This is a genomic window from Leucobacter chromiiresistens (genome assembly GCF_001477055.1).
In the GTDB taxonomy this organism is placed as follows: domain Bacteria; phylum Actinomycetota; class Actinomycetes; order Actinomycetales; family Microbacteriaceae; genus Leucobacter; species Leucobacter chromiiresistens_A.
This window is the reverse complement of record NZ_LDRK01000004.1, coordinates 1-25,222: the sequence shown is the minus strand read 5'-3', so window position 1 is coordinate 25,222 and position 25,222 is coordinate 1. Positions and strand designations below refer to the sequence as shown.

Sequence of the window (25,222 nt, the reverse complement as noted above, 5' to 3'; positions counted from 1 at the left end):
CCTGCAGCTCCGGGGGCGAGACTCGGGGCCCATGGTTCCCGGTTCTGCGCGCCCGGCCGACGCCCGGCGACCGCTCATCCGCGCAGCGTGCGCGACGGCGACGGCCGCGCTGCTGCTGGGCACGACCGCGCTCGCCCCGCTCTCGATGACGGCCGCCTTCGCCGATGTCGGTCCGCGTGACGCGGCGGCCGCGTCGACCGCCGCACCGCGGCAGACGCTGACCGCGACGGACGGCACCTCGGCGCCGAGCGCGGCGGGCATCGCGGTGCCGGCCGCCCGGAGTGCAGCGGAGCCGCCGGAGCCGCCCCGGAAGGCGCCGCGCGCCGCGCTGTACACGCTGGAGCAGTTCCTCTTCAGCGGCGTCGTCGAGTGGGGCGGCTACCGCTTCACGTTCTACAGCCAGCAGGTGCTCCCCGGCGCGGGGCTCGAGATTCCGGGTCGGCACGTGAACGACGACGGATACGTCAGCGACGCGGACGGCTACATCGTGCTGGCCGGCGACGCGCCGAAGGGCACCGTGTTCGAGACGCCGTTCGGATACCAGGGGAAGATCTACGACCGCGGCACGTTCGGCACGCACCTCGACGTCTACATCGAGTGACGTCGCTCCGGCGGCGTCTCGCCGTCGACGTACACCCAGCTCCCGCCCGACCGGCGGAAACGGCTGCGCTCCCGGAGCTCGATCCGGCCCTCCGGTCCGCGGGCGATCGCGGTGAACGTCACGACTCCGACGGTGTCGAACGGCCCGCCCGCCTCCGTTCCCTCGATGAACAGCCGCTTCCACTCGACGTCCGCGTCGAGCTCGAGTGTGCGCGGCCGCGTCGCGGGATCCCACGTCCCGAGCAGATACGGGGCGTCGCCGAGCGCGAACGCGCTGTAGCGCGAACGCATGAGGCGCTCCGCGGAGGGCGCGGCCGCACCGGCGTGCAGCGGCCCGCAGCACGACGCGTAGCCGATCCCCCGACCGCACGGGCAGGGCCGGTCGGTCACGTCCCGAGCCCGCCGCTCAGCGCGCGCTCGAGCGTGTCGAGACGCACGCCGCCGAGCGCGAGTGCCTCGCGGTGGAAGGAGCGGATGTCGAACGACTCGCCCGCGCGGGCCGCCGCCTGATCGCGGAGCCCCTCCCAGATGCGCTGCCCGACCTTGTAGGAGGGCGCCTGCCCCGCCCAGCCGAGGTACCGCAGCACCTCGAAGCGCACGAAGCCGTCGTTCATGTTCACGTTCTCCGCGAGGAATTCGAAGGCGTACTCGCCGTCCCACACCCCGCCGCCCGGGCGGCGCTTGCCGAGGTGCACGCCGATGTCGAGCACGACGCGGGCGGCGCGCATGCGCTGCCCGTCGAGCATGCCGAGACGATCGGCCGGGTCGTCGAGGTACCCCAGCTGCTCCATGAGCCGCTCCGCGTACAGCGCCCAGCCCTCCGCGTGCCCCGACGTGCCCGCGAGCTGGCGCCGCCACTCGTTCAGAGATCCGCGGTTGACCACGGCCTGCCCGATCTGCAGATGGTGGCCGGGAACCCCCTCGTGGTACACCGTGGTCAGCTCGCGCCAGGTGTCGAACTCCGTGACCCCCTCGGGCACCGACCACCACATGCGGCCCGGCCGCGAGAAGTCGTCGCTCGGGCCCGTGTAGTAGATGCCGCCCTCCTGGGTCGGGGCGATGCGGCATTCGAGCGACCGGATCTCCTGCGGGATCTCGAACTGCGCGCCGGCGAGCTCCGCCACTGCGCGATCGCTGGTCTCCTGCATCCACCGCTGCAGTGCGTCGGTGCCGTGCAGTTTGCGGGAGGGGTCGCGATCGAGCTTCGCGATGGCCTCCGCGACGATGCCGGGCCGCGGCGATCCTCCGACGATCTCGGCGGCGGTGCGCTCCTGCTCGTCGACCATGCGCGCGAGCTCATCGAGACCCCACTCGTAGGTCTCGTCGAGATCGATCTTCGCCCCCAGGAAGGCCTCGGAGGCGAGCGCGTACCGGTCGCGTCCGAACGCGTCGGCGCGGGGCGCGCTCGGGGCGACGTCGCGCTCCAGGAAGTCGGCGAGCTCGGCGTACGCGCTCGAGGCGGCGGCCGCCGCCGCGGCGAGCTCGATGGCCGACTCCGCGGCGATCCCCGACGATGCCGCGAGCCGGCCGAAGAACCCCGGCTCCTCGGGAGTGCCAGCGGTGCGGCGGGCCTGCTGCGCGACCTCCGCGACCTGGCGGAGCGCCGGGACGAGGCCCTGGCGCACACCGTCGGCGAGGCTCTCCCGGTATCCGGCGAGGGCCGCGGGCACCGCGCGCAGCCGGTTCGCGACCTGCGACCAGTCCGCTTCCGTATCGGTCGGCATGAGGTCGAAGATGTCGCGGATGTTCTGCGCCGGCGATGCGATGACGTTGAGGTCGCGCAGATGCTCGCCCGCGTCGTGCTGCGCGAGCGAGAGACGCAGCTCGGCCTCCAGGTCGGCTCGGGTGACCGCGTCGACGGCGTCGGCCGGCGCGACGGCGACGAGTTCGGCGAGCATCCGCCGCTGGTCCGCCGCGAGCGCAGCGTGCCCTGCGGGCGAGAGATCGGGCAGGCCGTCGCCCGTCCGTCCGATGTAGGTGCCGACCGTCGGGTCGTGCTCCACGAGGGTGTCCACCCAGGCCTCCGCGATGCGGTCGATCGCGGTCTGCTCGCGCTGTTCCATCATGCTCCTAAGCTACGGCCTCAACCTCGGGCCTCCCCGTGCGACGCGGCGTGCGGACCCGAACCCGCCGCCCGCTAGACTGGAGGCATCCGCCGCGCAATCGCGCACCCGCACGCTTGAGGAGTGTTCCGTGAAGATCCGCACCCGCATCGCCACCGCCGTGACCGTCGCGCTCGCCTCGGTCTTCTTCGCCGCTCCCGCCTTCGCGAGCGGCGGCGGCGACAACGCCGATTCGATGCTGTCGAGCGCCGGTGATCCGCTGAACTACGCGGGGATCGCCGCAGTCGGCATCGTGCTGCTGCTCATCGTGCTCGTCAGCTCCAAGCTCGTGGGCGACCTCTTCGAGAAGAAGTCCTGAGCCGCAGGCTCACGCCGTGACGACGCGGAAGCCCGAGACCTCCGCGTCGACGGCACCGCGCACATAGCCCGTGGGCGACGCCGCGACCGCTCGCAGGAACGCGACCGTCTCGGCGGTGATCTCCTCGCCGGGCAGCAGGTTCGGGATGCCCGGCGGGTACGCCGCGAGAGTGTCCGCCGAGGTGCGGCCCACCGCGTCCTCCGCCGCGACGACCTCGCTCGAGCCGAAGTAGGCGTCGCGCGGGAGCGCTCGGAGCTCGCCCGGCTCCGGGAGCTCCGGGAACGCGTCGGATGACGCCACGGGATCGGGATCGGCGAACGCCGCGCGGGCGACCTCGTCGAGCGCGCTCATGACGCGCTCCACGTCGGGAACCGTGAGCGCTCCGATGACCGCGACGATGGCCGTCGCCGTCGACATCTCGACGTAGATGCCGTGCTCGGCGCTCAGGCGCGACCGCACCCAGTGCCCGCTGCGCCCGAGTGCGGAGACGTCGATCGGCACCCGCAGCCGGTCCACGTCCACGATGTCGGGGAACGCCTCGAAGCCGTCGCTGACGACGGCGAACCGCGCGTCGGCGCGCAGTCGATCCCGCAGCGCGTCCGACGCCTGCAGCGCCTCGCCGATGCGGCGCTCCCCCAGCACGAGCGCGCGCCGCGTCTCGTCGAGCGATCCCATGAGGAGGCTGCTCATCGACGTCGACGCCGTCATCGAGTACGCGCGCTCCACGAGCGATTCGAGACGCCCGGCGAACGGGCCGTCGCCGAGGTGCAGCATCGCCGACTGGGTGAGGGAACCCGCGAGCTTGTGCGTGCTCGAGACCACGAGGTCGGCCCCGAGTCGCGCCGGCGAATCGGGCAGCCCGGGATGGAACCCGAAGTGGGCGCCCCAGGCGCCGTCGACGATGAGCGCGGCGTCGTGTGCGTGCGCGACCTCGGCCAGCCCGGCGACATCGGCTGTCGATCCGAAGTAGCTCGGCGACACGACGTAGACGCTCGCCACAGGACGGCCCGAGGCCGCCTCGCGCGAGAGCGCCGCGTCGAGCGCCTCGGGCGTCAGCCCGTGCGCGATGCCGTGGCGGGAGTCGATCGCGGGCTGCACGAAGGCGGGCACGAGTCCGGCGAGCAGCACGCCGTCGGTGAAGCTCGAGTGCATGCTGCGCTGCACGAGCACGCGCTCGCCGAGCCCGCGCACCGAGATCGCGGCGGTGCGGTTCGCCTGCGACGCCCCGTTCGTCAGGAACCAGGTGCGGCGGGCACCCCACGCATCGGCGGCGAGCTGCTGCGCCTGCGCGAGAGGCGAGTGCTCGCCGAGATCGATGCCGTCGAGCATGAGCGGGATGTCGACCGAGGCGGCGCGCGCCCCGATCAGCTCGAAGAGGTGTTCGCCCCCGTGCGCGGCGCCGGTGCCGTGCCCCGGCACCATGAGCGACATGGGTCGCGCCTCGGCGAAGCGCTGCAGCGCCTCCGCGTAGGGCGCGCTGCGCTGGGCATCGGCGATCCGCTCGCCGCCGTGCGACGACGCGACCTCAGCCGCGGCGCCACCCGCGACGATCGCGCTCGGCGATTCGCCCCCGAGGGGCGACTGACGGGGGTCGATACGTGATTCCTGATCCAGCATTCCTCCAGAGTGGCGGGGCGCCGGTCTCGGAGGAACCCTGAGTCCGCTCCCGGGAGTCATATACTGTATGGAACGACCCGGGGCGAAGCCGCCCGTTCGATCCAGAGTTTCCGAGGTGCACGTGCTCGACTTCAGACAACTGCAGGCGCTCAGCGCGGTCGCCTCCGAGGGATCCGTGGCCCGTGCGGCGAAACGGCTGGGCTGGAGCCAGCCCACCGTCGACTACCACCTCCGCAACCTCGACCGTCTCGTCGGCACCGACCTCACCACGCGCAGCACGCGCGGCAGCAAGCTCACCACAGCCGGCGCGCTCATGCTCGAGCGCGGCGACGAGATGCTGAGCCTGGCCGACCGCGCCCTGACCGACGTGCGCGACCTCGCGCAGCTCGGAAAGATCCGTCTCCGCTTCGGCACCTTCCCCACCGCCGCGTCCCGCCTCCTGCCCGGCATCGCGGCCCGCGTCGCGGAGCTCGGCATCGAACTCGACGCGACGCTCGAGGAGCTCGCCCCCCTCATCACCCGGATCAACCAGCACACGCTCGACGCGGCGCTCGTGTACGCCGCCGGAGGGTACCGGCTCCCCTTCCGATCGGAGGTGCACACCACGCACCTCTTCACCGACCCGATGCTGCTGGCCCTGCCCGCCTCGCACCCTGCTGCGGCGCAGTCGTCGTTCGACCGCCGCAGCCTGCTCGCGCTCTCGAGCGACAGCTGGGTGATGGGATCCACGCCGGGAGACACGCTCGACGATCTCGTGCGCGAGGTCTTCGCGTCGGAGGGTCTGCAGGTCAACGTCGCGATCCGCACGGACGACTACTCGGTGGTGCTCGGGCTCATCGCCGCGGGCATGGCGGTCGCCCTGGTGCCGAGTCTCGTCAGCTTCAACCCCCCGGAGGGAGTCGCCCTGCGGCCCATCGACGATCCGATGTTCGCGCGCGAACTGCTCCTCGCCGCTCCCGCCGGGCCGGGAGGGCCCTCGGCCGCGGTGCGCCAGCTCGCCGAAGCCGTGCGACGGTCGATCAGCGCGCTGAGCTAGCCGTGCAGGTGCCGCCCGGGTCGGAGCCCGGGCGGCACCCCGTTGCGATCAGTGCCCGGCGTGCACCGGAGCGTCGCCCTCCACCGGCTTCGAGACGAAGAACGACAGCGCCACGGGCACGAGCACGATGCACGCCGCAGTGAAGAACGCCAGATTCGCGCCGGGCGCACCCGCGTCAGCCACCGAGAGCCCCTCGGCCTCGCCCGCGTGGAGCGCGCTCGAGTAGATCGAGATCAGCACCGCGGTGCCCGCCGCTCCACCCACCTGCTGGAGCGTGTTCAGCACCGCCGAGCCGTGCGAGTAGAGCGAGCGCTGCAGCGACCCGAGCGAAGCGGAGAAGAGCGGCGTGAACGAGCCCGCGAGCCCGAGCGACATCGCGATCTGCACGAGCATGAGGAACCACATCGGGGTGTGCGTGCCGACGGTCGAGTACACGAACATCGAGGCCGCGATGAGCATCGTGCCCGGGATCAGCAGCACGCGCGGGCCGCGGGCGTCGTACACGCGGCCCATCACCGGGCCCAGCACGCCCATGAGCACCGAGCCCGGCAGCAGCACGAGACCGGCCGCGGTGGGATCGAGGCCCGCGACGTTCTGCAGGTACAGGGGCAGCAGCGAGAACGTGCCGAACATCGCGAGGGAGATGATCGCCATGATGATGACGGCGAGCACGTAGTTGCGCGAGGTGAATACACGGAGGTCGAGCAGCGCGTCGTCCCGCCGCTGCAGCACCAGCTGCCGCCAGACGAACCCGGCGAGGACGAGCACCCCGACGCCGACGATCAGCGCGGGCGGCACGCTGCCGCCTCCGGCGGAGCCCCCGTGCCCGCCGATCTGGCTGAGCCCGAACACGATGCCGCCGAACGCGAATGCCGAGAGCACGATCGAGAGCACGTCGATGGGCGCGTGCGTCGTCTCGCCGAGGTTGGTCATCCACTTCGCGCCGAGCAGCAGCGCGATGACGGCGATCGGCAGGATGATGCCGAAGAGCCAGCGCCAGCCGAGCGTATCGAGCACGACACCCGACAGGGTCGGTCCGAGCGCGGGCGCGAGGCTGATGACGAGACCGACGCGGCCCATCATGCGGCCGCGCGAGCGAGCCGGCACGACGTTCATCACCGTGGTCATGAGCAGCGGCATCATGATGCCGGTACCTGCGGCCTGCACGACGCGCCCCGCGAGGAGCGCCGGGAAGCCGGGTGCGACGAGGCAGATGACGGTGCCCAGCACGAACGTGCCGATCGCGGCGAGGAAGACCTGCCGTGTGGTGAAGCGCTGCAGCAGGAAGCCGGTCGTGGGAATCACCACGGCCATCGTGAGCATGAACGCGCTGGTCAGCCACTGGCCGAGCTCGGGCGGGATGCCGAGGGTGCGGTTGAGCTCGGGGATGGCGATCGCCATCGTCGTCTCGTTGAGGATGGCCACGAATGCGGCGACCAGCAGCAGCCAGATCACGCGCATGCCTGCGGGGTCGATCGGGTCGTCGGCGGGCTTGGGCAGCCGAATGGATGCGGTGTCGGATGTCACGAGCGGAGACTCCTCGAGAAGACGGAAGACTGCCCCGGGCCAGGAGCTCGCGCAGCTCCTCGTAGGCAGACGTACCAGTCTAACCGAGCGTGCGCTGCTTCCATTCCCCCGTTCGGGAATCGTTCACGCGGTGAACGGGTCGCTCACCCGCGCGAGGAACTCCCGCGTCTCCGGGCGCTGGGGGTGGTCGAAGATCTGCTCCGGCGTACCCGACTCGATGATCACGCCGTCTTTGAGGTAGACGATGCGGTCGGCGACGCGGCGCGCGAACGACATCTCGTGCGTCGCCATGACGATCGTGGATCCCGCCGCCTTGAGCTCGCTCACGAGATCGAGCACCTCGCCCACGAGCTGCGGATCGAGCGCGCTCGTGATCTCGTCGAGCAGCAGCAGCTCCGGGTTCGTCGCGATCGCGCGCACGATCGCGACGCGCTGCTGCTGCCCGCCGGAGAGCCGGTCGGGGTACTCCCCCGCCTTGTCGCCGAGGCCGATGCGCGCGAGCAGTTCGAGCCCGCGCCGCTCCGCCTCCGCCCGCGGTGCTCCGAAGACCTTGCGCATGGCGAGCACGACGTTCGCGAGCACCGTCATGTGCGGGAACAGGTTGTAGTGCTGGAAGACGACGCCGATCCTCGCCCGCACCGCGTCGACGTCCGCTCGCGGGTCGGTGATGTCGTCGCCGGCGAGCACGATGCGGCCGTCGTCGATCTGCTCCAGCAGGTTGACGGTCTTCAGCAGGGTCGACTTGCCCGACCCGGAGGCGCCGATCAGCACCACCGCCTCGTGCTGCCGCACGGTCAGGTCGATGCCGCGCAGCACGTGCTGGCCGCCGAAGCGCTTGTGCACGCCCTGCACGTCGAGTACCGGCTGCGACGGGGATTCCTGCGCGCTCATACCGCGCCTCCGATCTGCTCGCGCCGCTGAGCGCGCGCCGTCAGCCAGTCCGTCAGCCTGATGAAGGGCAGCGAGAGCAGCACGAAGAGCACGCCCGCGAGCACGTAGGGCGTGAAGTTGTAGCTCGAGGCCACCTCGATCTGGGCGGCGCGGATCGCGTCGACCGCTCCGAGCACCGAGATCAGACCGACGTCCTTCTGCATCGACACGAAGTCGTTCATGAGCGCCGGAGTCACCTTGCGCACCGCCTGCGGCATCACGACGAGCCGCAGCGTCTTCGCGTGGCTGAGCCCGAGGGACCGGGCCGCGAGGCGCTGCGAGGGGTGCACGGCGTCGATGCCGGCGCGGAGCACCTCCGACACGTACGCCGAGTAGCAGAGGATCAGCGCGATCGTGCCCCAGAACTGCGCCGGCAGGCGGCCGGTGAGCTCGAGCCCCGGAATGCCGAACCCGACCAGGTAGAGCACGAGCAGCACCGGGATGCCGCGGAAGAGGTCGGTGTAGCCGGCTGCGATGAGTCGCAGCGGCGTGAAGACCGGGCCCTTCAGCGTGCGCGCGATCGCGAGGAGCGTGCCGAGAACGGCGACGCCGATCGCCGCGACGAAGAGCACCTGGATGTTGAGCCAGAGGCCCGTGATGACGCGCGGGAACGCGTCGACCGCGACGGCGGGGTCGAAGAAGGTCTCGCGCACCGCGTCCCAGCCGGGGCTGTTCACCAGCACGAGGACGAGCACGGCGGCGAACACCAGCGTGCTGGCGATGCTGATGAGCACCGACTGGCGCTTGCGAGCGCGCCGATAGCTGCGCCGTTCGATCTCGATGGCGCTCGGCGCGAACTCCGGATCCGGGCTCCGTGTGCCGGTGGAGTGCGGGGCGGGGGTCACGTCGGGGCTACTCCAGTACCGGCGCACCCTGATCGGCGATCCACTCTGCGGCGAGATCGTCGAGGGTGCCGTTCTCGCGGAGCGCTTCGACCGCGTCGGAGACGTCGTCGGTCAACGACGAGTCCTTCGGCAGTACGAAGGCGAACTCGTCACCGCCCTCCGCGGAGTCGAGCTGACCGACGATCACGCCGTCGTCGAGCTGGGCGTCGCGCACGTAGAACGCGCCGGGAAGGTCGGTGACGAGTGCGTCGATCGTGCCGTTCTGCAGGGCGGCGACGGCGTCGTCGACGCTGTTGAAGACCTGCAGATCGGTGGTGGGGGCGATGACCTCCTCCGCGACGGTCAGCGAGGTCGTGCCCGAGGCGACGCCGAGCGCCGCATCCTTCAGATCGGCGATGCTCGTGGCCTTCGCAGCGTCGGTGCCGCCGGCGGCGACCACGGCCTGCGTGGTCTCGTAGTACGGGGCGGAGAAGTCGACGGCGCGCTCGCGCTCCTCACTCACCGAGAACTGCTGGATGTTGAGATCGAAGTCCTTCGGGCCCGGAGCGATGGCTGCGTCGAAGCTCGTGCGCACCCATTCGACGTCGTCCTTCGCGAACCCGAGCTCCTCGGCCACGGCGTACGCGACCGCGGCTTCGAAGCCCTCGCCGCTCTCGGGGGCGTCGTCGATCACCCAGGGGGCGTAGGCAGGCTCGCCGGTCGCGATGGTGAGCTTGCCCTCGTTCACCGGGCCGACCCCGGCGTCGTCGGCGGCTCCGCCGCCGCCCCCGCTGCATGCGGAGAGCGCGAGAAGTGCTGCGGCTCCGACGGCGACGGCCGGGGCACAGCGGAACTGACGAGGCATGAGAACTCCTAAGCTTCGGGGCGAGGGCGCTGGGTCATGCACCGTCGAACGACGTTCATTATATGAGACGAGGCCCGCGCCGGTGCGTCGGTCGTCACGCGGCGTCACGGAGGATCGTGCCGGCGGCCTCAGCGCCGGAACTTCTCGACGCCGCCGACGATCGTGCGGCGCGCACGGCCGGCCCCGGCTTCGACGAGCTCGGCCAGCGACGCGTCCGGATCGTGCACCGGCAGGTCGAAGAACGCGAGATCGGCGAGCGCCCCGACGCCGAGCTGGCCGATGCGACGCTTGCCGACGTTGAGCCCGAGCGCCGTCGCCCCGCCCAGCGTGGCGGCGCCGAGGAGCCGCTGGTGCAGGTCGTCGGCTCGGTAGCCCTGCTCGCGCGCCACGCGGTAGAGCTTGGCCACGTCCGCCAGCAGGTCGAGCGACGGCGACGAGGAGAGCGAGTCGGTGCCGACTGCGATCGCATTGCCTTCGCGCAGGTAGGCCGCCACCGGTGGCATGTCGAGACCGATCACCTCGTTCGAGCGCGGGCAGAGCGCCACGCTCGTGCCGCGGGCGCGCAGCAGGGCGCGATCCTCGGCGCTCACGTACACCCCGTGCGCGATGTGGCAGTCGGGGCCGAGCACGCCGAGGTGGTCGACGAACTGGGTGGAGGAGACCCCGATGCCGTGCGAGCGCAGCGCGCGGAAGCTGTCGGCTCCCAGCTCGGGCCACGCTCCGTGCCCGCCCGGGCCTGCGCCGACGTACCCGTCGATCCCGTCGAACTCGCGCTCCATGTGGGCTTCCGCGAGGTGGATGTGCAGCCGCAACCCCTCCTCGCGCACGATGTCGGGCAGTTCGAGGAGCGGCTGCACCTCGAGCGAGTAGGGGGCGTGCGGGGAGACGCCGGCGCCCGGGGGCGTCGGGATGCGGCGGATCTGCTCGCGCACGGCGTCCTTCGCCTCGGGCGTCCAGTCGGTGTTGCTGGCGCCGTAGACCTCCCAGTACGCGATGCCGTGCATCCCCGAAGCGTGCAGCGCGCCGAGCGCCTCTCGGTCGGTGACCACGTCGGCGGCGGCCGTCACTCCCGCCGCGAGCGAGAGCTGCGCGCCCTCCGCCGCCGCGGCCTCCCAGTCGTGCGACTCGCGGGCGTACACGGCGTCGAACGCGTCGCCCCAGTGGTCGAAGCCGGTGTAGTTGCGGGCGGCGACCTCGCGCATCCCGGTGTACTGCAGGTGCGTGTGCGCGTTGACGAGGCCGGGCGCGAGCACGCCGTCCCAGTGCTCCTCGCGGAACGACATGCCGCGCTGGGCGAGCACGTCGAGCACCCAGCGCCGATCCCCGACGTGCAGAATGTACTCTCCCTGCACGGCGACCGCGCCGTCGACGATGCGCGGGCTGGTGACGGGGAAGACGAGTGCGGCGCTGTAGACGACGACGGGAGCTGCGGGGTTCACTCGCACGAGTCTAAGGCGTCGGCGCGCCGTCGCCCGTCGCCCGCCCGTCCCTCGTCGAGCGGTACCGATGCACCGTCCACGGCTGCGCGGCGCCCCCGGCGCGAGGCGCGCCGGGGGACGGATCGACGTCGCCGCCGCGCGCGGCGAGCGCTGCGGCGGCGACGCGCCGCTCGTCCGCGTCCGAGAGCCGGTGCACGCCCTCCGGCGGCTCCGCCTCGATGAGCTGCGCGAGCGCGGCCACCTGCGTGGCGAACGAGAGGTCCATCACCTCGATCGGGTTGCCCTCGGCGGCCGTGTAATTGACCCCGCCGCCCTCGGCGAGCACGAGCACACCGCGACCGTCGTGCAGGGCCGGGGCGCGCCATTCGGCGACCCCGCGAGCGACCTCGTGCTCCTCCCACCCGGCTTCGCGCAGCTGGTCGAGGGCGATCTCGTCGTCGATTCCCCCGGCCACCGCCAGGACGGCGCCGTCCTGCAGCGACGACACGGCCTGCGCGTCGAGCGTGTGCCACACCCCGGTCGCGCTGACCACGACGTCGGCCCGGGAGAGCGCGGACCGCGACGACTCCGCCTCGTGGCCGTCGTGGAGGGCTGCCAGGGCGCGCACCGGATCGCGCTCCACCACCACCACCTCGGCGCCGAGCGCCGAAGCGAAACGCGCGACGCCCTGCCCGACCGGTCCGTATCCGACCACCGCCCACCGGGTTCCCGCAACGCCGGTGTACGGCACCGCGTCGCGCGCGGCGTCGAGCACGTCGGCGATCGCGAGCACGCACGACTGCCCCGTGCCGATCAGATTGTCGAAATCCGTCTTGGTACGGGCGTCGTTCACGGCGATCACGGGGAGTCGAAGCGCGTCGAGCGCGGCCATCTCGCGCACCGGCCGCACCCCGCTCGTCGTCTCCTCGGCCGCGCCCCGCAACCGCGCCAGCGCCGACGGCCGCTCGCTGTGCGCCAGGCGGATGAGGTGCGCACCGTCGTCGATGAGGTACTCGGGGCCCCAGTCGAGGATCGCGGCCGCGTGCGCGGCGTCCACGTCAGCGGCCGACCGCGCGGAATCGCCGGCCCGCGGGGCGAACACCGCGATCCGCCCGTCGCGGGCGAGCTCCTCCGCGATCTCGGGATCCGTCTCGGAGACGGCGCTGAACACGGCCACCGAGCAGCCCGCGTCGGCGAGGAGCCGGGCGAACGCGGCCGTCTTGGGCTCGAGCACGAGGCTCACACCGACGCGGACCCCCCGATGGGAGCCCTCGGCGCCGAGCAGACCGGCGAGCGTCGCCGTCGCGGGCATGCCGGCGGCGGCCCAGGCGATGCGCGACGCGGCGCTCGCACCTCGGCGCGGTCGCACGCCGCCGTCGAGTCCCACCACGACGCCGGGGAGCCCGGCCGCGGACGCGGACTCGGAGCGTGCTCCGTCGACGGATCCGGGTGCGGACCCGGGTGCGGACCCGGGTTCAGCGGGTGCGCGGTCGACGAACGCGAAGTCGACGGCCTCCCCGGCGGGACGCAGCCGCGCGCCCATGCGGCGGAGCGCCCCGATGAGGTGCGCTCGCGCGGTCGGCCGATCGAGATCGACCGAGACCGTCGCGCCCGCGATCAAGCGATTGCCCGCGCGCGCGGCCGCACGGATCGCGCGCTCCGCCGCGAGGGCCTGAGCCGGACCGACCTCGCGCGCTTCCGCTGACTGGTTCACTGGGGATCCTCCTCGGGCTCCGCGGCCTCTTCGCCACTCGCCCGCCACGCGGCGCACGCCTCGGCGGCGTCGTCGGGGAGGCCGAGCGCGGCTCGCGCCTCGGCGGCGGTCGCGCCGACGTCGTCGGCTCCGTCCCACCGGTAGGCCACGAGGTCTTCGGCGGGGAGCGCGGCCACCCGCGACGCCTGCTCGCGATCGGCCGCGAGCGTCTCGGCGACGGCGGCGACCGGCTCCTCCGCCTCCGCCGGCCACGCGCGCTCCTCCGAGGCGAGCGACGACGCGGCCGCTCCGCTGCGCTCGGCGACGACGCTCATGGCCTCGGCGAACGCCGCCGTACTGTTCGCGTCCTCCCGGGTCGCGGCGAGCCTGAGCCGGTCGAGCTCGACGTCCGCCGCGTCCCAGGCCTCGTTCACGGGGCAGACCGCCGCGAGGTAGACCTCGGCCGCGCGCGTCATCGACAGCGGTTCGGGCTCGGGCTCCGGTTCAGCGCACCCGGCGGCGGCGAGCGCGAGCACGCCCGCGCCCACCAGCAGCAGGGTTCGGCGGGCTCGACGCATCCTCCGAGAATACCGCGGCCCCTCCCCTCCCGTCGCTGCAGCCGGTTAGGCTGGCCGCATGGCGAGATACGAGAACGAGGCAGGGGCCGCTGCGGACGGATTCACCATCTCTCACGAGCCCGAACGCAGCCGCTACGTCATCACCGCGAGCGGCGCCGATGGGGGCCGCGTGGTCGGCGAGGCGCACTACTCGCTGCGCGGCGACGGCGTCATCGACTTCGACCACACCGTCGTCGCGCCCGAGCTGCGCGGCACGGGCCTCTCGGGCCTGCTCGCCCGGCGCGCCGTAACGGGCGAGGCCGTGGGCGAGCGCCGCGTCGAGGCGTCGTGCTGGTTCATCGACGGCTATCTGCAGCGGCACCCCGAACTGCTGCGCGGCTAGATCGCCGGAGGCCGCGCCCGGCATCGAGCGTCGGCGATCCGGCTTCGGTGAGGCGAGACGCGCCAGAACGGTCTCACCGAGCCCGAATCTCCCACCGAAGCGGCAGCAGGATCACGCACCGGGCCCGAACCCCGCACCGAGCGGCAGCGACATCCCGCGCCGCGGCTCCACCCGCCGTGCTCAGTGCTCGGCGTCGCCGGCCTTGCTCTTCTCCTTGCGCTTGAACTTGCGCACCTTCGTCGGGGCCTGAGTCTGCTGCATCAGCGCGGTGAGATCCTTCTCGATGAGCTGCTGGATGCGCCCCTCGCGCTCCTCGCGATACTCGTCGTTGTTGCCGCCGCTGTAATACGGATGCTCGGCCCGGTCCGCCAGCGAGGTGCCGATCTCAGCCCAGGCCATCTCGCGCGCCCGCTCGGCGGCGGCGTTCAGGTAGTCGTCATCCGCGGCGCGGTCGCGCAGCTCCTCGGCGACCTTCTCGTACACCTCCTGGCGGTGGCGCAGCGTGCGGTTGTCCTCGTTGCCGTAATCGGACTCGCTCCACGAGCTCCGCCCCGTGTCCCGGATCTCGCCGCGCATGCGCGAGATGTGCTTCGCGTCGCGCTCGCGCTCCTCGGCGAGGTCGATGGTGGTCTCCCGCACCATGTCGATGATCTGGTGAGCGTCGTAGTCCACGTGCCGCTTCAGCGCGTTCATGATGATGGCGTTCTTCACCGTCATGCGCACCGCCACGTCGGCGACGAGCAGACCCTGCTCGGTGATCTCCTCGACCGGAGCCAGTACTCGCCGGGGAAGCCGCCGGGGCGGGCGCGCCGAACCCCGCTTGCGCTTCTTCATCCAGCCGAACACCGCACTCCTTCCCCGCCCTCGCGGGCACTCCCCCATTATCTCCTATCGCTCGCGCTCGCACAGGCCCGTTCGGCGATCCGCGACCCGGCGGCGCGCGGCTCCCCGATCCGGGCACCTGTGCAGCGCCTGGGCGCCCCGCCGCGGTGATGTGCGAAACTGGAGGAGACCCCGCGGCGACGGGGTGCGGACGAGGGAGCAGTACCCGCATATCGACGACTGCCAGGAAGACCGAACTCATGTCACTGGCATGGATACTGTTGATTCTGAGCGGAATGCTGGAGGCGGTGTGGGCGACGGCCCTCGACGCGTCGAAGGGGTTCCGCAGGTTCTGGCCCACCGCCGTGTTCGTGGTGAGCTACCTCGCCAGCCTGGCGGGTCTCGCGTACGGCATGACCCAGATCCCGGTCGGCACGGCCTACGCCGTGTGGGTCGGCATCGGAGCGGTGCTGACGGCGGCGTGGGCGATGCTGACCGGCGCCGACCGGGCGAGCCTCATGCGCGTCGTGCTGCTCGCCGGCCTCATCGCCTGCGTCGTCGGCCTGAAGGCGGTGAGCTGACGTGGTGCGCGCGATCCGCAGGGCGGCTCCCGCAGACCTGCGCGCACGCGCCCCCAAGGTCGCCGGGCGCTCCCACTGGCTCGTTCTGCTCGCGAGTGCGATCCTCGAATCGATCTGGGCGCTCGCGCTGCACGAGTCGCAGGGGTTCACGGTGATCGTGCCGACGATCGTCTTCTGCATCGCGAATCCGCTGAGCATGATCGGCCTGGGGTACGCGATGCGCGGCATCCCCGTGAGCACCGCCTACGCGATCTGGACCGGCCTCGGGGCGGCGCTGACCGTCGGCGTGTCACTGGTGCTCGGCACCGAGACGCTCTCGGTGCTGAAACTGCTGTTCCTCGCCGGCATCATCGGATGCGTGATCGGGCTCAAGTTCGTGAAGGATCCGGCGTAGCCTCGAGCGACACCCAGACCGACGCCGCCGCGGCCGGCCCGAGGCTCACCGCGGCGGCGTCTGCGCGCTCCTCGCCGACGCGCACCGTCACCGTCTCGGAGTAGGGCTCGCCCGGGAGCACGTGGAGCACGGCGTCGACCACGATGCCGCGGCCCGCGAAGAACTGGAGCATGCCGTTGTCGGCGTCGGAGATGCGCTCGACCCGCGCGCGGCTCGGAGCGGGAGCGGTGAGCAGCTGCACCGCGTCGGGACGGTGCACGGCACCCGCGGCGCTCGGGATCGGGTCGCCGTGGGGGTCGCGCGTCGGGTAGCCGAGCACCCGGTCCATGCGGTCGATGAATTCGTCGGAGACGGCGTGCTCCAGTCGGTCGGCCTCGTCGTGCACCTCGTCCCACTCGTACCCGAGGTGCCGCACGAGGAAGGTCTCGAGCAGCCGGTGCCGCCGGATCATCGCGACCGCGTGCCCGCGTCCGAGATCGGTGAGCGTGACGCTGCCGTACCGCGCATGGCCGATGAGGCCGAGGTCGGAGAGCTTGCGCAGGGCGTCGGAGACGGTCGAGAGCCGCACCCCGGCGACCTCGGCGATCGCCGAGTTCGAGACCGGGGCGTCGGACCACTCCTGCAGCCCCCAGATCACCTTCAGGTAGTTCTGGACGCTCGGAGACAGATCGTCGACACTCACCCGCCCAGGATATCCGGCCCCGCGTCTCGCCGCCGCGTCAGACGCGGTCGAGGATCGCGCGCAGCTCGCGCAGCGCGGCGTCGAACGCGGCGTCGTCATCGCCGCCCACGCCGATCACGAGTCCCGCCATGCCCGCATCGCGATCCGTGCGCTGCCAGTACCGGCCCAGCGCCTGCACGCCGAGTCGCATCGGCTCGGCCTCCGCGATCACGTCCGCCTCCCGGCGTCGAGCGCGCTCCGGGTCTCCCGAGAACTCGATGACGGCGTGCAGCCCGCCGTCCATCGGGCGCACCCGGGCGTGCTCGGCCCCGGCGAGGCGCTCCGATACGAGATCGCGGCGCACGGCGTAGCGCCGCAGCATGCGCACCGTGTGCCGCCGCAGCTCGCCGCTCGCGAGGTAGGCGGCGAGCGCGGACTGCACGACGCTCGAGACGGGGCCGCCGAGGTCGCGGCGCACGGGCTCGATGAGCGCCCGCAGCCCGGCCGGCGCGAGCAGGTACCCGGCCGAGAGCGCCGGGGTGATCGTGCGCGAGAACGTGCCGAGCAGCACGACCACGCCGCGCTCCGCGTCGTCGAGCGCGGCGAGCGTGGGAAGCGGTGTGCCCGTGTAGCGCAGCTCGGAGTCGAAGTCGTCCTCGATGATCACGACGCCGTTGCGGTGCGCCCATGCGAGAAGCTCCCGCCGTCGCGCGAGCGGCAGCGATCCGCCCAGCGGGTACTGGTGGCTCGGCGTCACGATGACGGCGTCGAGCATGCCGTCGGGGAGTCGGGCGGTGTCGAGGCCGAGCGCGTCGGCGGGCAGGGCGACGATGCTCGCGCCGGCGCGCGATGCCGCCCCGCGCAGCGACGGCAGGCCGGGGTCTTCGACGCCGACCGCGAGGGTGCGGCCCCGGGTGGCGCCGAGTGCGGTGAGCAGCAGCCAGAGCCCGTCGCGCGTGCCCGCCGTGACGAGCACGTCGGCGGCGGCACGCGGCGTGCCGCGCATCCGGCGGAGGTGCTCCGCGATCTCGCGACGCAGCGACGGGTCCCCGAGCGGTGGCGCGACCGTCTCGGCGACTTCGAGGCTGGCAGCGGCCTCGCGCCACGCGGACCGCCACGCCGGGCTGACGACGCCCTCCGTGATCGGTGCGCCGGGAGCGAGGGCCGCCGGGCGCACCGCGCCGACGAGCGCCTCGGCCTCCGTCGCATCTCCGTCCCCGTCCGGTCGCGCGCCGACGGGGATCGCGGGGCGCGCGGCACTGACGCCGACCCCGGCGCCGGGGCTCGTGCGGGCGAGGTCGGGGTGCACTAGCGTGCCGCGCCCCTGCGACGCGGCGAGGTACCCCTCGGCGATGAGCTGCTCGTACGCCGCGACGACGACGCCGCGCGCGACGCCGAGCCGGCGGCTCAGATCGCGCGTCGCGGGAACCGCTTCTCCCGGGCGGATCAGCGACGCGTCGATCGCCTCGCGCAGGGCCGCGGCGATCTGCACGGGCAGCGGCGAGCTCGAGGAGCGGTCGATGTGCACGGGGAGCCCGCTCACCGCGCGGGTGCGCGCGCTCATGCGAAGACCGCCCCGGTGCCGTGGAGGCGTTCGCGCATCACGGAGACGGCTTCGGGGTTGTCGTCGATGAGCAGGAACTCCCGGCCGAGCTGATGCGCGACGGCGCCGGCGGTGCCGCTTCCGGCGAAGGGGTCGAGCACCCAGTCGCCGGGCCGCGACGACGCCTGCACGATGCGGCGGAGGATGCCGGCCGGCTTCTGCGTGGGGTACCCGGTGCGCTCCTTGCCGGTGGGCGAGACGATGGTGTGCCACCACGTGTCCGTGGGGAGCTTGCCGAGCGCGGCCTTCTCGGGCGTCACGAGGCCGGGCGCCATGTACGGCTCGCGATCCACCGCGTCGGCGTCGAAGTGGTACCAGTCGGGGTGCTTCGCGTAGACGAGGATGTTGTCGTGCTTCGCGGGCCAGCGCCGCTTCGCCCGCGCACCGTAGTCGTACGCCCAGATGATCTCGTTGATGAAGCACTCGGGGCCGAAGAGCGCGTCGAGCAGCACTTTCGCGTAGTGCACCTCGCGGTAGTCGAGGTGCAGGTAGAGGAGGCCGTCGGGCGAGAGTAGCCGCCAGGTCTCCTCGAGACGCGGCTCCAGGAAGTCCCAGTAATCGCCGAACCGGTCGTCGTAGCCGAGCGTCATCTCCCGGGTCACGCGGTACCCCTGCCCGCGGAAGCCGAGTCGGCCGCCGGTTGCCCCCGTGATCGGGCCGTCGACGCGCGCGCCGCGCACCCGTTCGGCGCGCCGCAGCCGGCCGGTGTTGAACGGCGGGTCGAGGTAGGCCACGGCGAAGGCCGCCGACGGCAGGGCGCGCAGGATCGGCAGATTGTCGCCCAGCATCACTCGGCTCGGCCCGCTCGCGTTCCAGGGCTCAGTCACCGTCTCAGGCTACCGGCCCGTCGCCGAACCCCGTACCGTGGAGGAAGCGTACGACGATGAACGGGGCGGGCATGATCGGTCTGGGAATGATCACGATGGACACGACGGATCCGCGGGCGCTCGCGGGCTGGTGGGCGGAGCGGCTCGGCGGCGAGATCGTGCACGAGGCGGACGGCTGGTTCTGCGTGGTGCGCGCGCCGCAGCTGCCGGCGGCCCTCGGCTTCCAGAAGGTCGACGATCCGGGCCCGGGCAAGAACCGTCTGCATCTCGACTTCGAGGTCGACGCCTCGGCGGACCGCTCCGGTCTCGTCGACGAGTGGGTGGCGGCGGGCGCGACGCACCTCGGGCGCCGGGGCGAGGGCGGGCTGGCCTGGGACACGTTCTCCGATCCCGACGGCAACGAGTTCTGCATCGGCGACCCGCACTAGTCGCCGCTCACCCGCGACGGCGCGTGCACGGGGCGCGCCGTCGCGGGCGGGGTGCCCGCCTCCGCGACGGCGTGCCCGCTGCACGGCGAGGCGGTGACGCTCGCCCGCTCGATGCGCGATACGGCGAACCAGCGCATCGCGTCGCGGAGGCGGCACCACCCCACGAGATACCACTGGCCGTTTGTCGAGGCGAAGAGCACCGGTTCGACGTCGCGCGTGGTGACGGCGCCGTCGCCGGCCGTGTAGCGGATGCGGAGCGCGCGCTGCTCGGTCATCGCCTCCTCGAGCGCCGAGGCGATGGCGCGGGATCGCGCCTGCGGTGCGTCCACCCACACCCGCTGCGCGAGGTCCTCGGCCCTGGCCCGCGTGCGCGGGTCGAGCACGTCGACGATCTTGCGCACGCCTGCGGCTGCCAGATCGGCGAAGGGCGCGTCGGGTGCGGCGGAGACGGCCGCGAGCAGCGCGACGGCCTGAGCCGGGGAGAGGGAGACCGGCGGCAGCGACGAGCCGGGCGCGAACCCGTAGCCCCCGCCCGGCCCGGGCCGCGACCAGATCGGGGCGCCGCTCCGCTCGAGCGCCGCGAGGTCCCGCTTCACGGTGCGTACCGACACGTCGAACTCGCGCGCGAGCCGATCCGCGGTGATTCCCCGCGCGCCGCTGCGGCGGAGCATCTCCGAGAGCGCGTGCAGTCGCTCCACTCGCTTCACGGCCGACACCGAATCCGATTCATGACATGAATAGTGACACACCGCTGCCCGCGGCGTGTTCGAGACTGCTCGCATGACCACACATCTCAGCACCCCGCCCATCCTGCTCATCGCCGGCCACTGGCTCGGCTCCTGGGCATGGGACGCGGTACTCCAGCAGCTCAGCGCGACCGGCCTGCGGGCGAACGCCCTCACCCTCCCCGGCTTCGATCCGCACGACCCCGAGCGGAGGCGGGCGACGCTCGCCGACCAGGCCGGAGCCATCCGTGCGCATCTCGCGAGTCACGCGGGCGCGCCTCCCCGACGGGCCGTGATCGTCGCCCACAGCGGGGCGAACGCGCCCGTGACCCTGTTCGCGGATCGGCACCCCGAGCTCGTCGAGCGGATCGTCTGGGTCGACTCCGGCCCCATCGCCTCGGGCAGCGTCTTCGCCCCCGACCTGCCCGAAGGGGTCGCGGAGGTCGCGCTTCCCCCGTTCGACGAACTCGCTCAGCAGGCGAGTCTCGACGGGCTGAGCGCCGCCGACCTCGCGCGCTTCCGCGACCGGGCCGTTCCCGTTCCCGGCCCGGTGCTGCGCGGGCGCGTCGACCTCCCGAATGCCGCGCGGCACGGCATCCCGACGACGCTGGTCTGCTGCTCCATCCCCGGCGCGCAGGTGCTGGAGCTCGCTCGGTCGGGGCACCCGATGTTCGCCGAAGTGGCGATGCTCGCCGACCTCGAGGTCGTCGACCTGCCCACCGGGCACTGGCCGATGTGGAGCCGCCCGAGCGACCTCGCCGCGGTTCTCCGGGCGGCGGCCTCACGCGTCGCGCGCGAGTAAGACGGGCAGCCCGAGGTCGAGCGGCTCCTCCTCCGGCCGCGGCGCGGGGTCGAGGATCGCGGCGAGCTCCGCCGCGTCGAGATCCTCGATGCGTGCGGGCTTCCAGTGCGGCGAGCGATCCTTGTCGATGACCTGAGCGCGCACCCCCTCGGCGAAGTCGGGCCGCGCGGTGAGTCGGCCGAGGGTGCGCAGGTCGTCGGTCAGCACCGCGGCGAGATCGAGGGCGAGACGTCGCGTGCGGTCGAGCTGCGCGAGCGTCACCGCGACCGAGGTCGGGCTCATGGCGCGCACGGTCGCGGCGAGGCAGGCCGCCTCGGAGGCGTCGCTCCCCTCGAGCGCTCGGATCAGGCGGAGCGCCGTGCCTGCGGGATCCTCCGCGGCCGGCGGCTCCTGCGCGCCGAACACCGATGCGGCGATCGGCGACCACCACTCGCGTGCGCGCAGCAGATCCGAGGCGGGCGCGGCCTCGGCGAGCCGCTCGGCGGCGGATCGCGGCTCCTCCCCCGCGGCGAGCGCCGCGCGCAGCTCGGGGAGCCGCTCCGTTGGCACGAAGACGTCGGCGAAGCCGAGCGCGATGGCGTCGCCCGCGGTCATGTCGCCCGCGGAGACGGCGAGCAGCTCGCCCAGCCGCTCGGGCGCTCCCGCGAGCAGCAGGTGCCCGCCCACATCGGGCACGATGCCGATCCGGGCCTCCGGCATCGCGAGACGGCTGCGCTCGGTCACCACTCGGACAGCCGCATGCCCGGCGAGCCCGATGCCCCCACCCATCGCGATGCCGTCCATGACGCCGACGACGGGCGCCTCGGAGACGCTGATCGCGTGATCGAGCCGGTACTCCTCCGCGAGAATCGTTCCGGCGGAGCCGCGGGAGAGCTCCTTGATGTCGCCGCCCCCGCAGAAGCCGCGGTCGCCGGCGCCGTCGAGCAGCACCGCCCGCGTGCCGTCGCTCTGCGCGGACGCGATCGCCGCCGCGAGACGCGCGAACATCTCGCTGTTCAGGGCGTTGATGGCGCGCGGCCGGTTCAGCGTGATGTGCGTGATCGCCCCGTCCCGGCGGACGAGCACGAGCGGTGCATCGGCGGAATCGATCGACTGCGACTGCGGTGTGGCGCTCATCTCAGCACCGTATCACCGCCGCGCGCTGCGCTCAGGGGCTGGGGCGATGCGCGTCGTAGCGCTGGAAGCCGGTCGCGGTGCGCAGCAGCACCAGCATGATGCCGAGGATCACGACGCCGCCGAGCAGCGCCGGCGCCCACAGGGCGACGAGGGTGGCGACCGCACCGGCGAGCAGATCGCCGACGCGCGGCCCGCCCGCGACCACGACGTAGAAGATCCCCTGCATCCGCCCCCGCACGTCGTCGGGGGCGGCGGTCTGCAGGATCGTGGTGCGGAACACGGCGCTGACGTTGTCGGCGGCCCCGGTGCCCGCGAGTGCGAGGCCCGCCAGAACGATGGCGGGGATGATGGGCGCGTCGCTGCGCTCCGTCACGCCGGCGGTCGCGGCGGTGACGAGCAGCACGAGCCCGAAGAGCGCCGTGCATGCGCCGAACGCCGCGACGGCGAGGGTGACGGCGCGCCCCTGGCGCCGCACCGCACCGAGCGGCCCGGAGAGGAGGCCGCTCACCAGCGCTCCGAGGGCGAACGCGGCGGTCAGCGCACCCACGGTGACCGGCCCTCCGCCCAGCACGAGCGCCCCGGCTGCGGGGAACACGACTCGGGGCGTGCCGAAGATCATCGCGATGAGGTCCCAGATGAAGGTGGCCCGCACGTTGGGGGCGCGGCGCAGAAACCGGAGGCTCTCCAGCACCGAGCCGAAGCCGGGTGCCGTGCGGTCGCCATCGGGGGCCATGCGCGGCAGGCTGAGGATGCCGAGGAAGGCGCCCGTGAAGAGCACCGCGTCGAGCAGGTAGGTCCAGGGCACGCCGACGCTCGCGACGAGCACGCCGGCCACCGCGGGCCCGACGGTGATCGCGAGGCCCATGGTGATCCCGCTCAGCGCGGCCGCGGCGGGCAGCAGCTGGGCCGGGAGCAGGCGGGGCAGGATCGCGCCGCGCGTCGCCCCCATGATGGTCGCCGATGCGGCGTTGACGGCGGCGAGCGCGTAGTACGGCCACGTCGCCTGCACGTCGAGGAAGGCGATGACGGTCATCACGCCGATGCTGCACCACGCCGCGATCGCGGTCACCAGCGCGACGAGGCGCCGGTCGAAGGCGTCGGCGAGGGCGCCGCCCACGAAGCCGGCGAGGATCATCGGCCCGAGCGCCCAGAGGGCGACGAGCGAGACGGCGAAGGTCGATCGTGTGATCTCGAAGATGTGGAGGCCGACGGCCACGATGGTCACCTGCGCGCCGATCTGCGCGATCGAGGTTCCCGTCCACAGCTTCGCGAATGCCGGGCTCGCGCGCAGCGGAGCGGTATCGACGAGGAGTGCGCGCAGTCGGGTGCGCCGCTCTCCGGCCTCGGATCTCACCGCATCAATCTATCGCGCTCCACGTCGAGCGGTCGTACTGCACGACTTCCGCCGAAATGCAGTATCGATCAGCCCGTTTTTGAGTACTGATAGCTTGCACATGCAGTACGAAAAGTAAATCCTTGCCTGAGTGCTTGCTCAATTTTTACGCACCGTCTAGCGTTGTTCTCGGCTGACGCTCCAGAAGTGCTTCTGCAGCGGATCACGGCGCATGAGCGGCGAAGTTCTGCCATGAGTGCACGGAGCGGTGTCGAGATCACGAACCTCGCACGGCCGCAGTCGCGAACTCCCCTTTCCACATCCAGCACGGAGGCAACATGAAGTTCTCGAAGAAGCTCGCCGGAGCGGCCGCGATCGGTGCGATCGCAGCCCTCACGTTCGGCGGCAGCGCTGCGACGGCAGTCGAGCCCGGCGACCCCATCACCCTCAGCCCGGAGATCACGCTCGGCGCCGAGTCGTTCACCGTCACCGGCGCGACCTGCATCGACGAGGCCGGCACGCCCGGCACCTACCTCGTCGCGATCGCTCCGGCCGACGGCGAAGAGCCCGAGATCGTCTCCGACGTCGCGGGCGAGGACGGCTCGTGGACCGCGACGCTCCCGACCCCCGCTGAGAGCGGCGTGTACGAGGTCGTCGCCGCATGCGACCTCTACGCCGGCATCACCGAGTACGCCTCGGCCGACCTGCTCGTCAGCGCAGCAGCGGGCGTGCAGCTCGACGTCGCCCAGGCCGATCACTTCGAGTCGTTCGGCTTCTCGGGCGCCGGGTACGCGCCCGACGAGAACGTGCGCGTCGAGTTCCGCCAGAACGGCGAGGTCATCGAGTCGCTCGGCACCGTCCAGGCGAATGCGGTCGGCGAGATCGTGGGCGACATCACCCTCGGCAACACCCTCGCCTACGGCGAGTACGACGTCTACTTCATCGGCGAGACCAGCGGCACCGAGTACTCGGCTCCGCTGACCGTGACCGACGGCACCGTTGCTCCGGCTCCCGCCGATCCGGGTAACGTCGGCGGCGGCGTGACCCCGACCGAGCCCGTGGCCTACGCTCCGGGCGCGAAGCTCGCGAACACCGGCGGCGAGAACTTCGCTCCGTTCGCGATCGCGGGCGGCGTCGCAGCTCTCGCACTCGGCGCCGGTGCGCTCGCACTCGGTCGCCGCAAGGCGCACGCTGCGGAGTAATCCAGCTGCATAAGTCTGCATCGAGCGACGCCCCTGGCCGGGACGGGAGACCCCGTTCCCGACCAGGGGCGTTTCGCCGTGCCATGCGCGCCGTCGCCGTCGCCGCCCTCGTGCTCGTGCTCGCACTCGGCGGGCTGACCGCCGTGCTCGCGAGCCGCATCGATGCCGTGGCGATGCCGGAACTCGGCAGCTCGCAGCAGGCCGGCGCCGACGGCACCGTCTACCTGTTCGTCGGAGCCGACTCCGGCATCGAACGGGCACCCTCCGACGTGCAGCGCAGCACTCCGGAGGGGCAGGCCCGCGCAGATGCCCTGGTGCTCGTGCGGCTCGCCCCGAACGGCGATGCATCGGCGATGTCGATCCCGAGAGACCTGGTCGCGACGGGCGACGCCATCGGCCCGATCGCGCTGTCCCTGCTCGAGGGTCCCGAGGCGCTCATGCAGAGCGTCTGCTCGGCGACCGGAGTCGCCGTCGACCGCTACGTGTCGATCGACGCACCCGGGTTCGTCGAGGCGATCGACGCACTCGGCGGCATCGAGGTCGACGTCGAGCTCCCCGTGCGCGATCCGGCCGCCGAGCTCGATATCGACCGGGCCGGCCCGCAGCGCGTCGACGGCGCGACCGCACTCGGACTCGTGCGCTCGCGCCACCCGGAGCAGCTCGTCGACGGGGCCTGGGTGCGCGTCTCGGACGACGCGGGCGCCCAGCAGCGCGCGCTCTGGTCGGCGCGCGCCATCCGCACGCCGTCGAGCACGCGCGCCGACCAGAGCGCGCGCTGCTGGGCGCCCGCGTCGTCCGAGACGCGCACCCAGGCCCCGTCGACGAGCTGCTCCGGGT

27 protein-coding genes are annotated in these 25,222 nt (G+C 72.6%); 10 read left to right on the top strand and 17 right to left on the bottom strand.

From position 1 onward, the window contains the following. Positions 1 to 31 precede the first annotated feature (31 nt). A complete protein-coding gene (locus NS354_RS00410; protein WP_058592653.1) occupies positions 32 to 601 on the top strand; it encodes a hypothetical protein in 570 nt (189 codons plus the stop codon). Here the strand turns inward: NS354_RS00410 and NS354_RS00405 are convergent. Both NS354_RS00405 and NS354_RS00400 read right to left on the bottom strand, forming a co-directional pair. Continuing rightward, the gene (locus tag NS354_RS00405; RefSeq protein ID WP_058592652.1) at positions 589 to 990 is read right to left on the bottom strand and encodes a YchJ family protein; all 402 of its coding nucleotides are present in this window, start codon (positions 988 to 990) and stop codon (positions 589 to 591) included. The genes NS354_RS00410 and NS354_RS00405 overlap by 13 nt on opposite strands. Next, entirely contained in the window at positions 987 to 2,663 is a 1,677-nt protein-coding gene (locus tag NS354_RS00400; protein WP_430735988.1) for a DUF885 domain-containing protein, read from the bottom strand. The genes NS354_RS00405 and NS354_RS00400 overlap by 4 nt, the downstream gene beginning before the upstream one ends. A 130-nt stretch (positions 2,664 to 2,793) precedes the next feature. Between NS354_RS00400 and NS354_RS00395 the strand changes: the two genes are divergently transcribed. Continuing rightward, on the top strand, positions 2,794 to 3,021 hold the full coding sequence (locus tag NS354_RS00395; RefSeq protein ID WP_058592650.1) for a hypothetical protein: 228 nt from the start codon (positions 2,794 to 2,796) through the stop codon (positions 3,019 to 3,021). A gap of 9 nt (positions 3,022 to 3,030) precedes the next feature. Here NS354_RS00395 and NS354_RS00390 read toward each other — a convergent pair whose 3' ends face one another. After that, a complete protein-coding gene (locus NS354_RS00390) occupies positions 3,031 to 4,638 on the bottom strand; it encodes an aminotransferase class I/II-fold pyridoxal phosphate-dependent enzyme (protein ID WP_082677814.1) in 1,608 nt (535 codons plus the stop codon). Positions 4,639 to 4,753: 115 nt separating this feature from the next. Here NS354_RS00390 and NS354_RS00385 point away from each other — a divergent pair, with 115 nt between their 5' ends. Beyond that, positions 4,754 to 5,674 (top strand): LysR family transcriptional regulator, encoded by a 921-nt coding sequence (locus NS354_RS00385; RefSeq protein ID WP_241490274.1) that lies wholly within the window; start codon positions 4,754 to 4,756, stop codon positions 5,672 to 5,674. Between the two features lie 48 nt (positions 5,675 to 5,722). Here the strand turns inward: NS354_RS00385 and NS354_RS00380 are convergent, their stop codons facing one another. From NS354_RS00380 to NS354_RS00350, 7 genes are all read right to left on the bottom strand, one after another. After that, entirely contained in the window at positions 5,723 to 7,201 is a 1,479-nt protein-coding gene (locus NS354_RS00380; protein WP_058592648.1) for an MDR family MFS transporter, read from the bottom strand. Between the two features lie 123 nt (positions 7,202 to 7,324). Then, complete coding sequence (locus NS354_RS00375; protein WP_058592647.1) at positions 7,325 to 8,092, bottom strand: amino acid ABC transporter ATP-binding protein; 768 nt, start codon at positions 8,090 to 8,092, stop codon at positions 7,325 to 7,327. After that, positions 8,089 to 8,976: an amino acid ABC transporter permease gene (locus NS354_RS00370; RefSeq protein WP_058592646.1), complete on the bottom strand. Its 888-nt coding sequence runs from the start codon at positions 8,974 to 8,976 to the stop codon at positions 8,089 to 8,091. Before NS354_RS00370 ends, NS354_RS00375 begins: the two co-directional genes overlap by 4 nt. Before the next feature lie 7 nt (positions 8,977 to 8,983). Further along, on the bottom strand, positions 8,984 to 9,820 hold the full coding sequence (locus NS354_RS00365; protein WP_058592645.1) for an ABC transporter substrate-binding protein: 837 nt from the start codon (positions 9,818 to 9,820) through the stop codon (positions 8,984 to 8,986). 128 nt (positions 9,821 to 9,948) lie between these two features. Further along, positions 9,949 to 11,259, bottom strand: coding sequence for an amidohydrolase family protein (locus NS354_RS00360; RefSeq protein ID WP_058592644.1), 1,311 nt, complete (start codon positions 11,257 to 11,259; stop codon positions 9,949 to 9,951). A gap of 10 nt (positions 11,260 to 11,269) precedes the next feature. After that, the gene (locus NS354_RS00355; protein ID WP_241490273.1) at positions 11,270 to 12,952 is read right to left on the bottom strand and encodes an adenosylhomocysteinase; all 1,683 of its coding nucleotides are present in this window, start codon (positions 12,950 to 12,952) and stop codon (positions 11,270 to 11,272) included. Then, positions 12,949 to 13,509 (bottom strand): hypothetical protein, encoded by a 561-nt coding sequence (locus tag NS354_RS00350; protein WP_153002059.1) that lies wholly within the window; start codon positions 13,507 to 13,509, stop codon positions 12,949 to 12,951. Before NS354_RS00350 ends, NS354_RS00355 begins: the two co-directional genes overlap by 4 nt. Positions 13,510 to 13,567: 58 nt before the next feature. On the opposite strand from NS354_RS00350, the gene NS354_RS00345 reads away from it, so the two are divergent. Further along, entirely contained in the window at positions 13,568 to 13,891 is a 324-nt protein-coding gene (locus NS354_RS00345; protein ID WP_058592642.1) for a GNAT family N-acetyltransferase, read from the top strand. Positions 13,892 to 14,071: 180 nt separating this feature from the next. On the opposite strand, the gene NS354_RS00340 is transcribed toward NS354_RS00345, so the two are convergent. Further along, the gene (locus tag NS354_RS00340; protein ID WP_058592641.1) at positions 14,072 to 14,737 is read right to left on the bottom strand and encodes a hypothetical protein; all 666 of its coding nucleotides are present in this window, start codon (positions 14,735 to 14,737) and stop codon (positions 14,072 to 14,074) included. 242 nt (positions 14,738 to 14,979) lie between these two features. On the opposite strand from NS354_RS00340, the gene NS354_RS00335 reads away from it, so the two are divergent. Both NS354_RS00335 and NS354_RS00330 read left to right on the top strand, forming a co-directional pair. Continuing rightward, positions 14,980 to 15,294 (top strand): DMT family transporter, encoded by a 315-nt coding sequence (locus NS354_RS00335; RefSeq protein WP_206542586.1) that lies wholly within the window; start codon positions 14,980 to 14,982, stop codon positions 15,292 to 15,294. A 4-nt stretch (positions 15,295 to 15,298) separates the two neighbouring features. After that, positions 15,299 to 15,688 carry a DMT family transporter gene (locus tag NS354_RS00330; RefSeq protein WP_082677818.1) on the top strand — a complete coding sequence of 130 codons (390 nt, stop codon included), beginning with the start codon at positions 15,299 to 15,301 and terminating at the stop codon, positions 15,686 to 15,688. Here NS354_RS00330 and NS354_RS00325 read toward each other — a convergent pair. The 3 genes from NS354_RS00325 to NS354_RS00315 are packed head-to-tail and all read right to left on the bottom strand — an operon-like array spanning position 15,663 to position 18,740. Next, positions 15,663 to 16,370 carry a metal-dependent transcriptional regulator gene (locus tag NS354_RS00325; RefSeq protein ID WP_058592639.1) on the bottom strand — a complete coding sequence of 236 codons (708 nt, stop codon included), beginning with the start codon at positions 16,368 to 16,370 and terminating at the stop codon, positions 15,663 to 15,665. The two genes, NS354_RS00330 and NS354_RS00325, sit on opposite strands and share 26 nt — an antisense overlap. Positions 16,371 to 16,407: 37 nt before the next feature. Next, positions 16,408 to 17,913: a PLP-dependent aminotransferase family protein gene (locus NS354_RS00320; protein ID WP_058592638.1), complete on the bottom strand. Its 1,506-nt coding sequence runs from the start codon at positions 17,911 to 17,913 to the stop codon at positions 16,408 to 16,410. Continuing rightward, entirely contained in the window at positions 17,910 to 18,740 is an 831-nt protein-coding gene (locus NS354_RS00315) for a DNA-methyltransferase (RefSeq protein ID WP_058592637.1), read from the bottom strand. The genes NS354_RS00320 and NS354_RS00315 overlap by 4 nt, the downstream gene beginning before the upstream one ends. A 110-nt stretch (positions 18,741 to 18,850) precedes the next feature. Between NS354_RS00315 and NS354_RS00310 the strand changes: the two genes are divergently transcribed. Further along, complete coding sequence (locus NS354_RS00310; RefSeq protein WP_058592680.1) at positions 18,851 to 19,207, top strand: VOC family protein; 357 nt, start codon at positions 18,851 to 18,853, stop codon at positions 19,205 to 19,207. Here NS354_RS00310 and NS354_RS00305 read toward each other — a convergent pair. Then, positions 19,204 to 19,914: a helix-turn-helix transcriptional regulator gene (locus NS354_RS00305; protein WP_058592679.1), complete on the bottom strand. Its 711-nt coding sequence runs from the start codon at positions 19,912 to 19,914 to the stop codon at positions 19,204 to 19,206. The two genes, NS354_RS00310 and NS354_RS00305, sit on opposite strands and share 4 nt — an antisense overlap. Before the next feature lie 73 nt (positions 19,915 to 19,987). Between NS354_RS00305 and NS354_RS00300 the strand changes: the two genes are divergently transcribed. Further along, positions 19,988 to 20,734, top strand: a complete 747-nt coding sequence (locus NS354_RS00300; protein ID WP_058592636.1) for an alpha/beta fold hydrolase — start codon at positions 19,988 to 19,990, stop codon at positions 20,732 to 20,734. On the opposite strand, the gene NS354_RS00295 is transcribed toward NS354_RS00300, so the two are convergent. Continuing rightward, positions 20,714 to 21,850 carry a 3-hydroxyisobutyryl-CoA hydrolase gene (locus NS354_RS00295; protein WP_058592635.1) on the bottom strand — a complete coding sequence of 379 codons (1,137 nt, stop codon included), beginning with the start codon at positions 21,848 to 21,850 and terminating at the stop codon, positions 20,714 to 20,716. The genes NS354_RS00300 and NS354_RS00295 overlap by 21 nt on opposite strands. Before the next feature lie 31 nt (positions 21,851 to 21,881). Next, the gene (locus NS354_RS00290) at positions 21,882 to 23,204 is read right to left on the bottom strand and encodes an MFS transporter (protein WP_082677813.1); all 1,323 of its coding nucleotides are present in this window, start codon (positions 23,202 to 23,204) and stop codon (positions 21,882 to 21,884) included. A gap of 317 nt (positions 23,205 to 23,521) precedes the next feature. Here NS354_RS00290 and NS354_RS00285 point away from each other — a divergent pair, with 317 nt between their 5' ends. Both NS354_RS00285 and NS354_RS00280 read left to right on the top strand, forming a co-directional pair. Continuing rightward, a complete protein-coding gene (locus NS354_RS00285; protein ID WP_058592634.1) occupies positions 23,522 to 24,385 on the top strand; it encodes an LPXTG cell wall anchor domain-containing protein in 864 nt (287 codons plus the stop codon). Between the two features lie 83 nt (positions 24,386 to 24,468). After that, a partial coding sequence (locus tag NS354_RS00280; RefSeq protein WP_193750667.1) for an LCP family protein occupies positions 24,469 to 25,222 on the top strand: 754 nt, incomplete at its 3' end.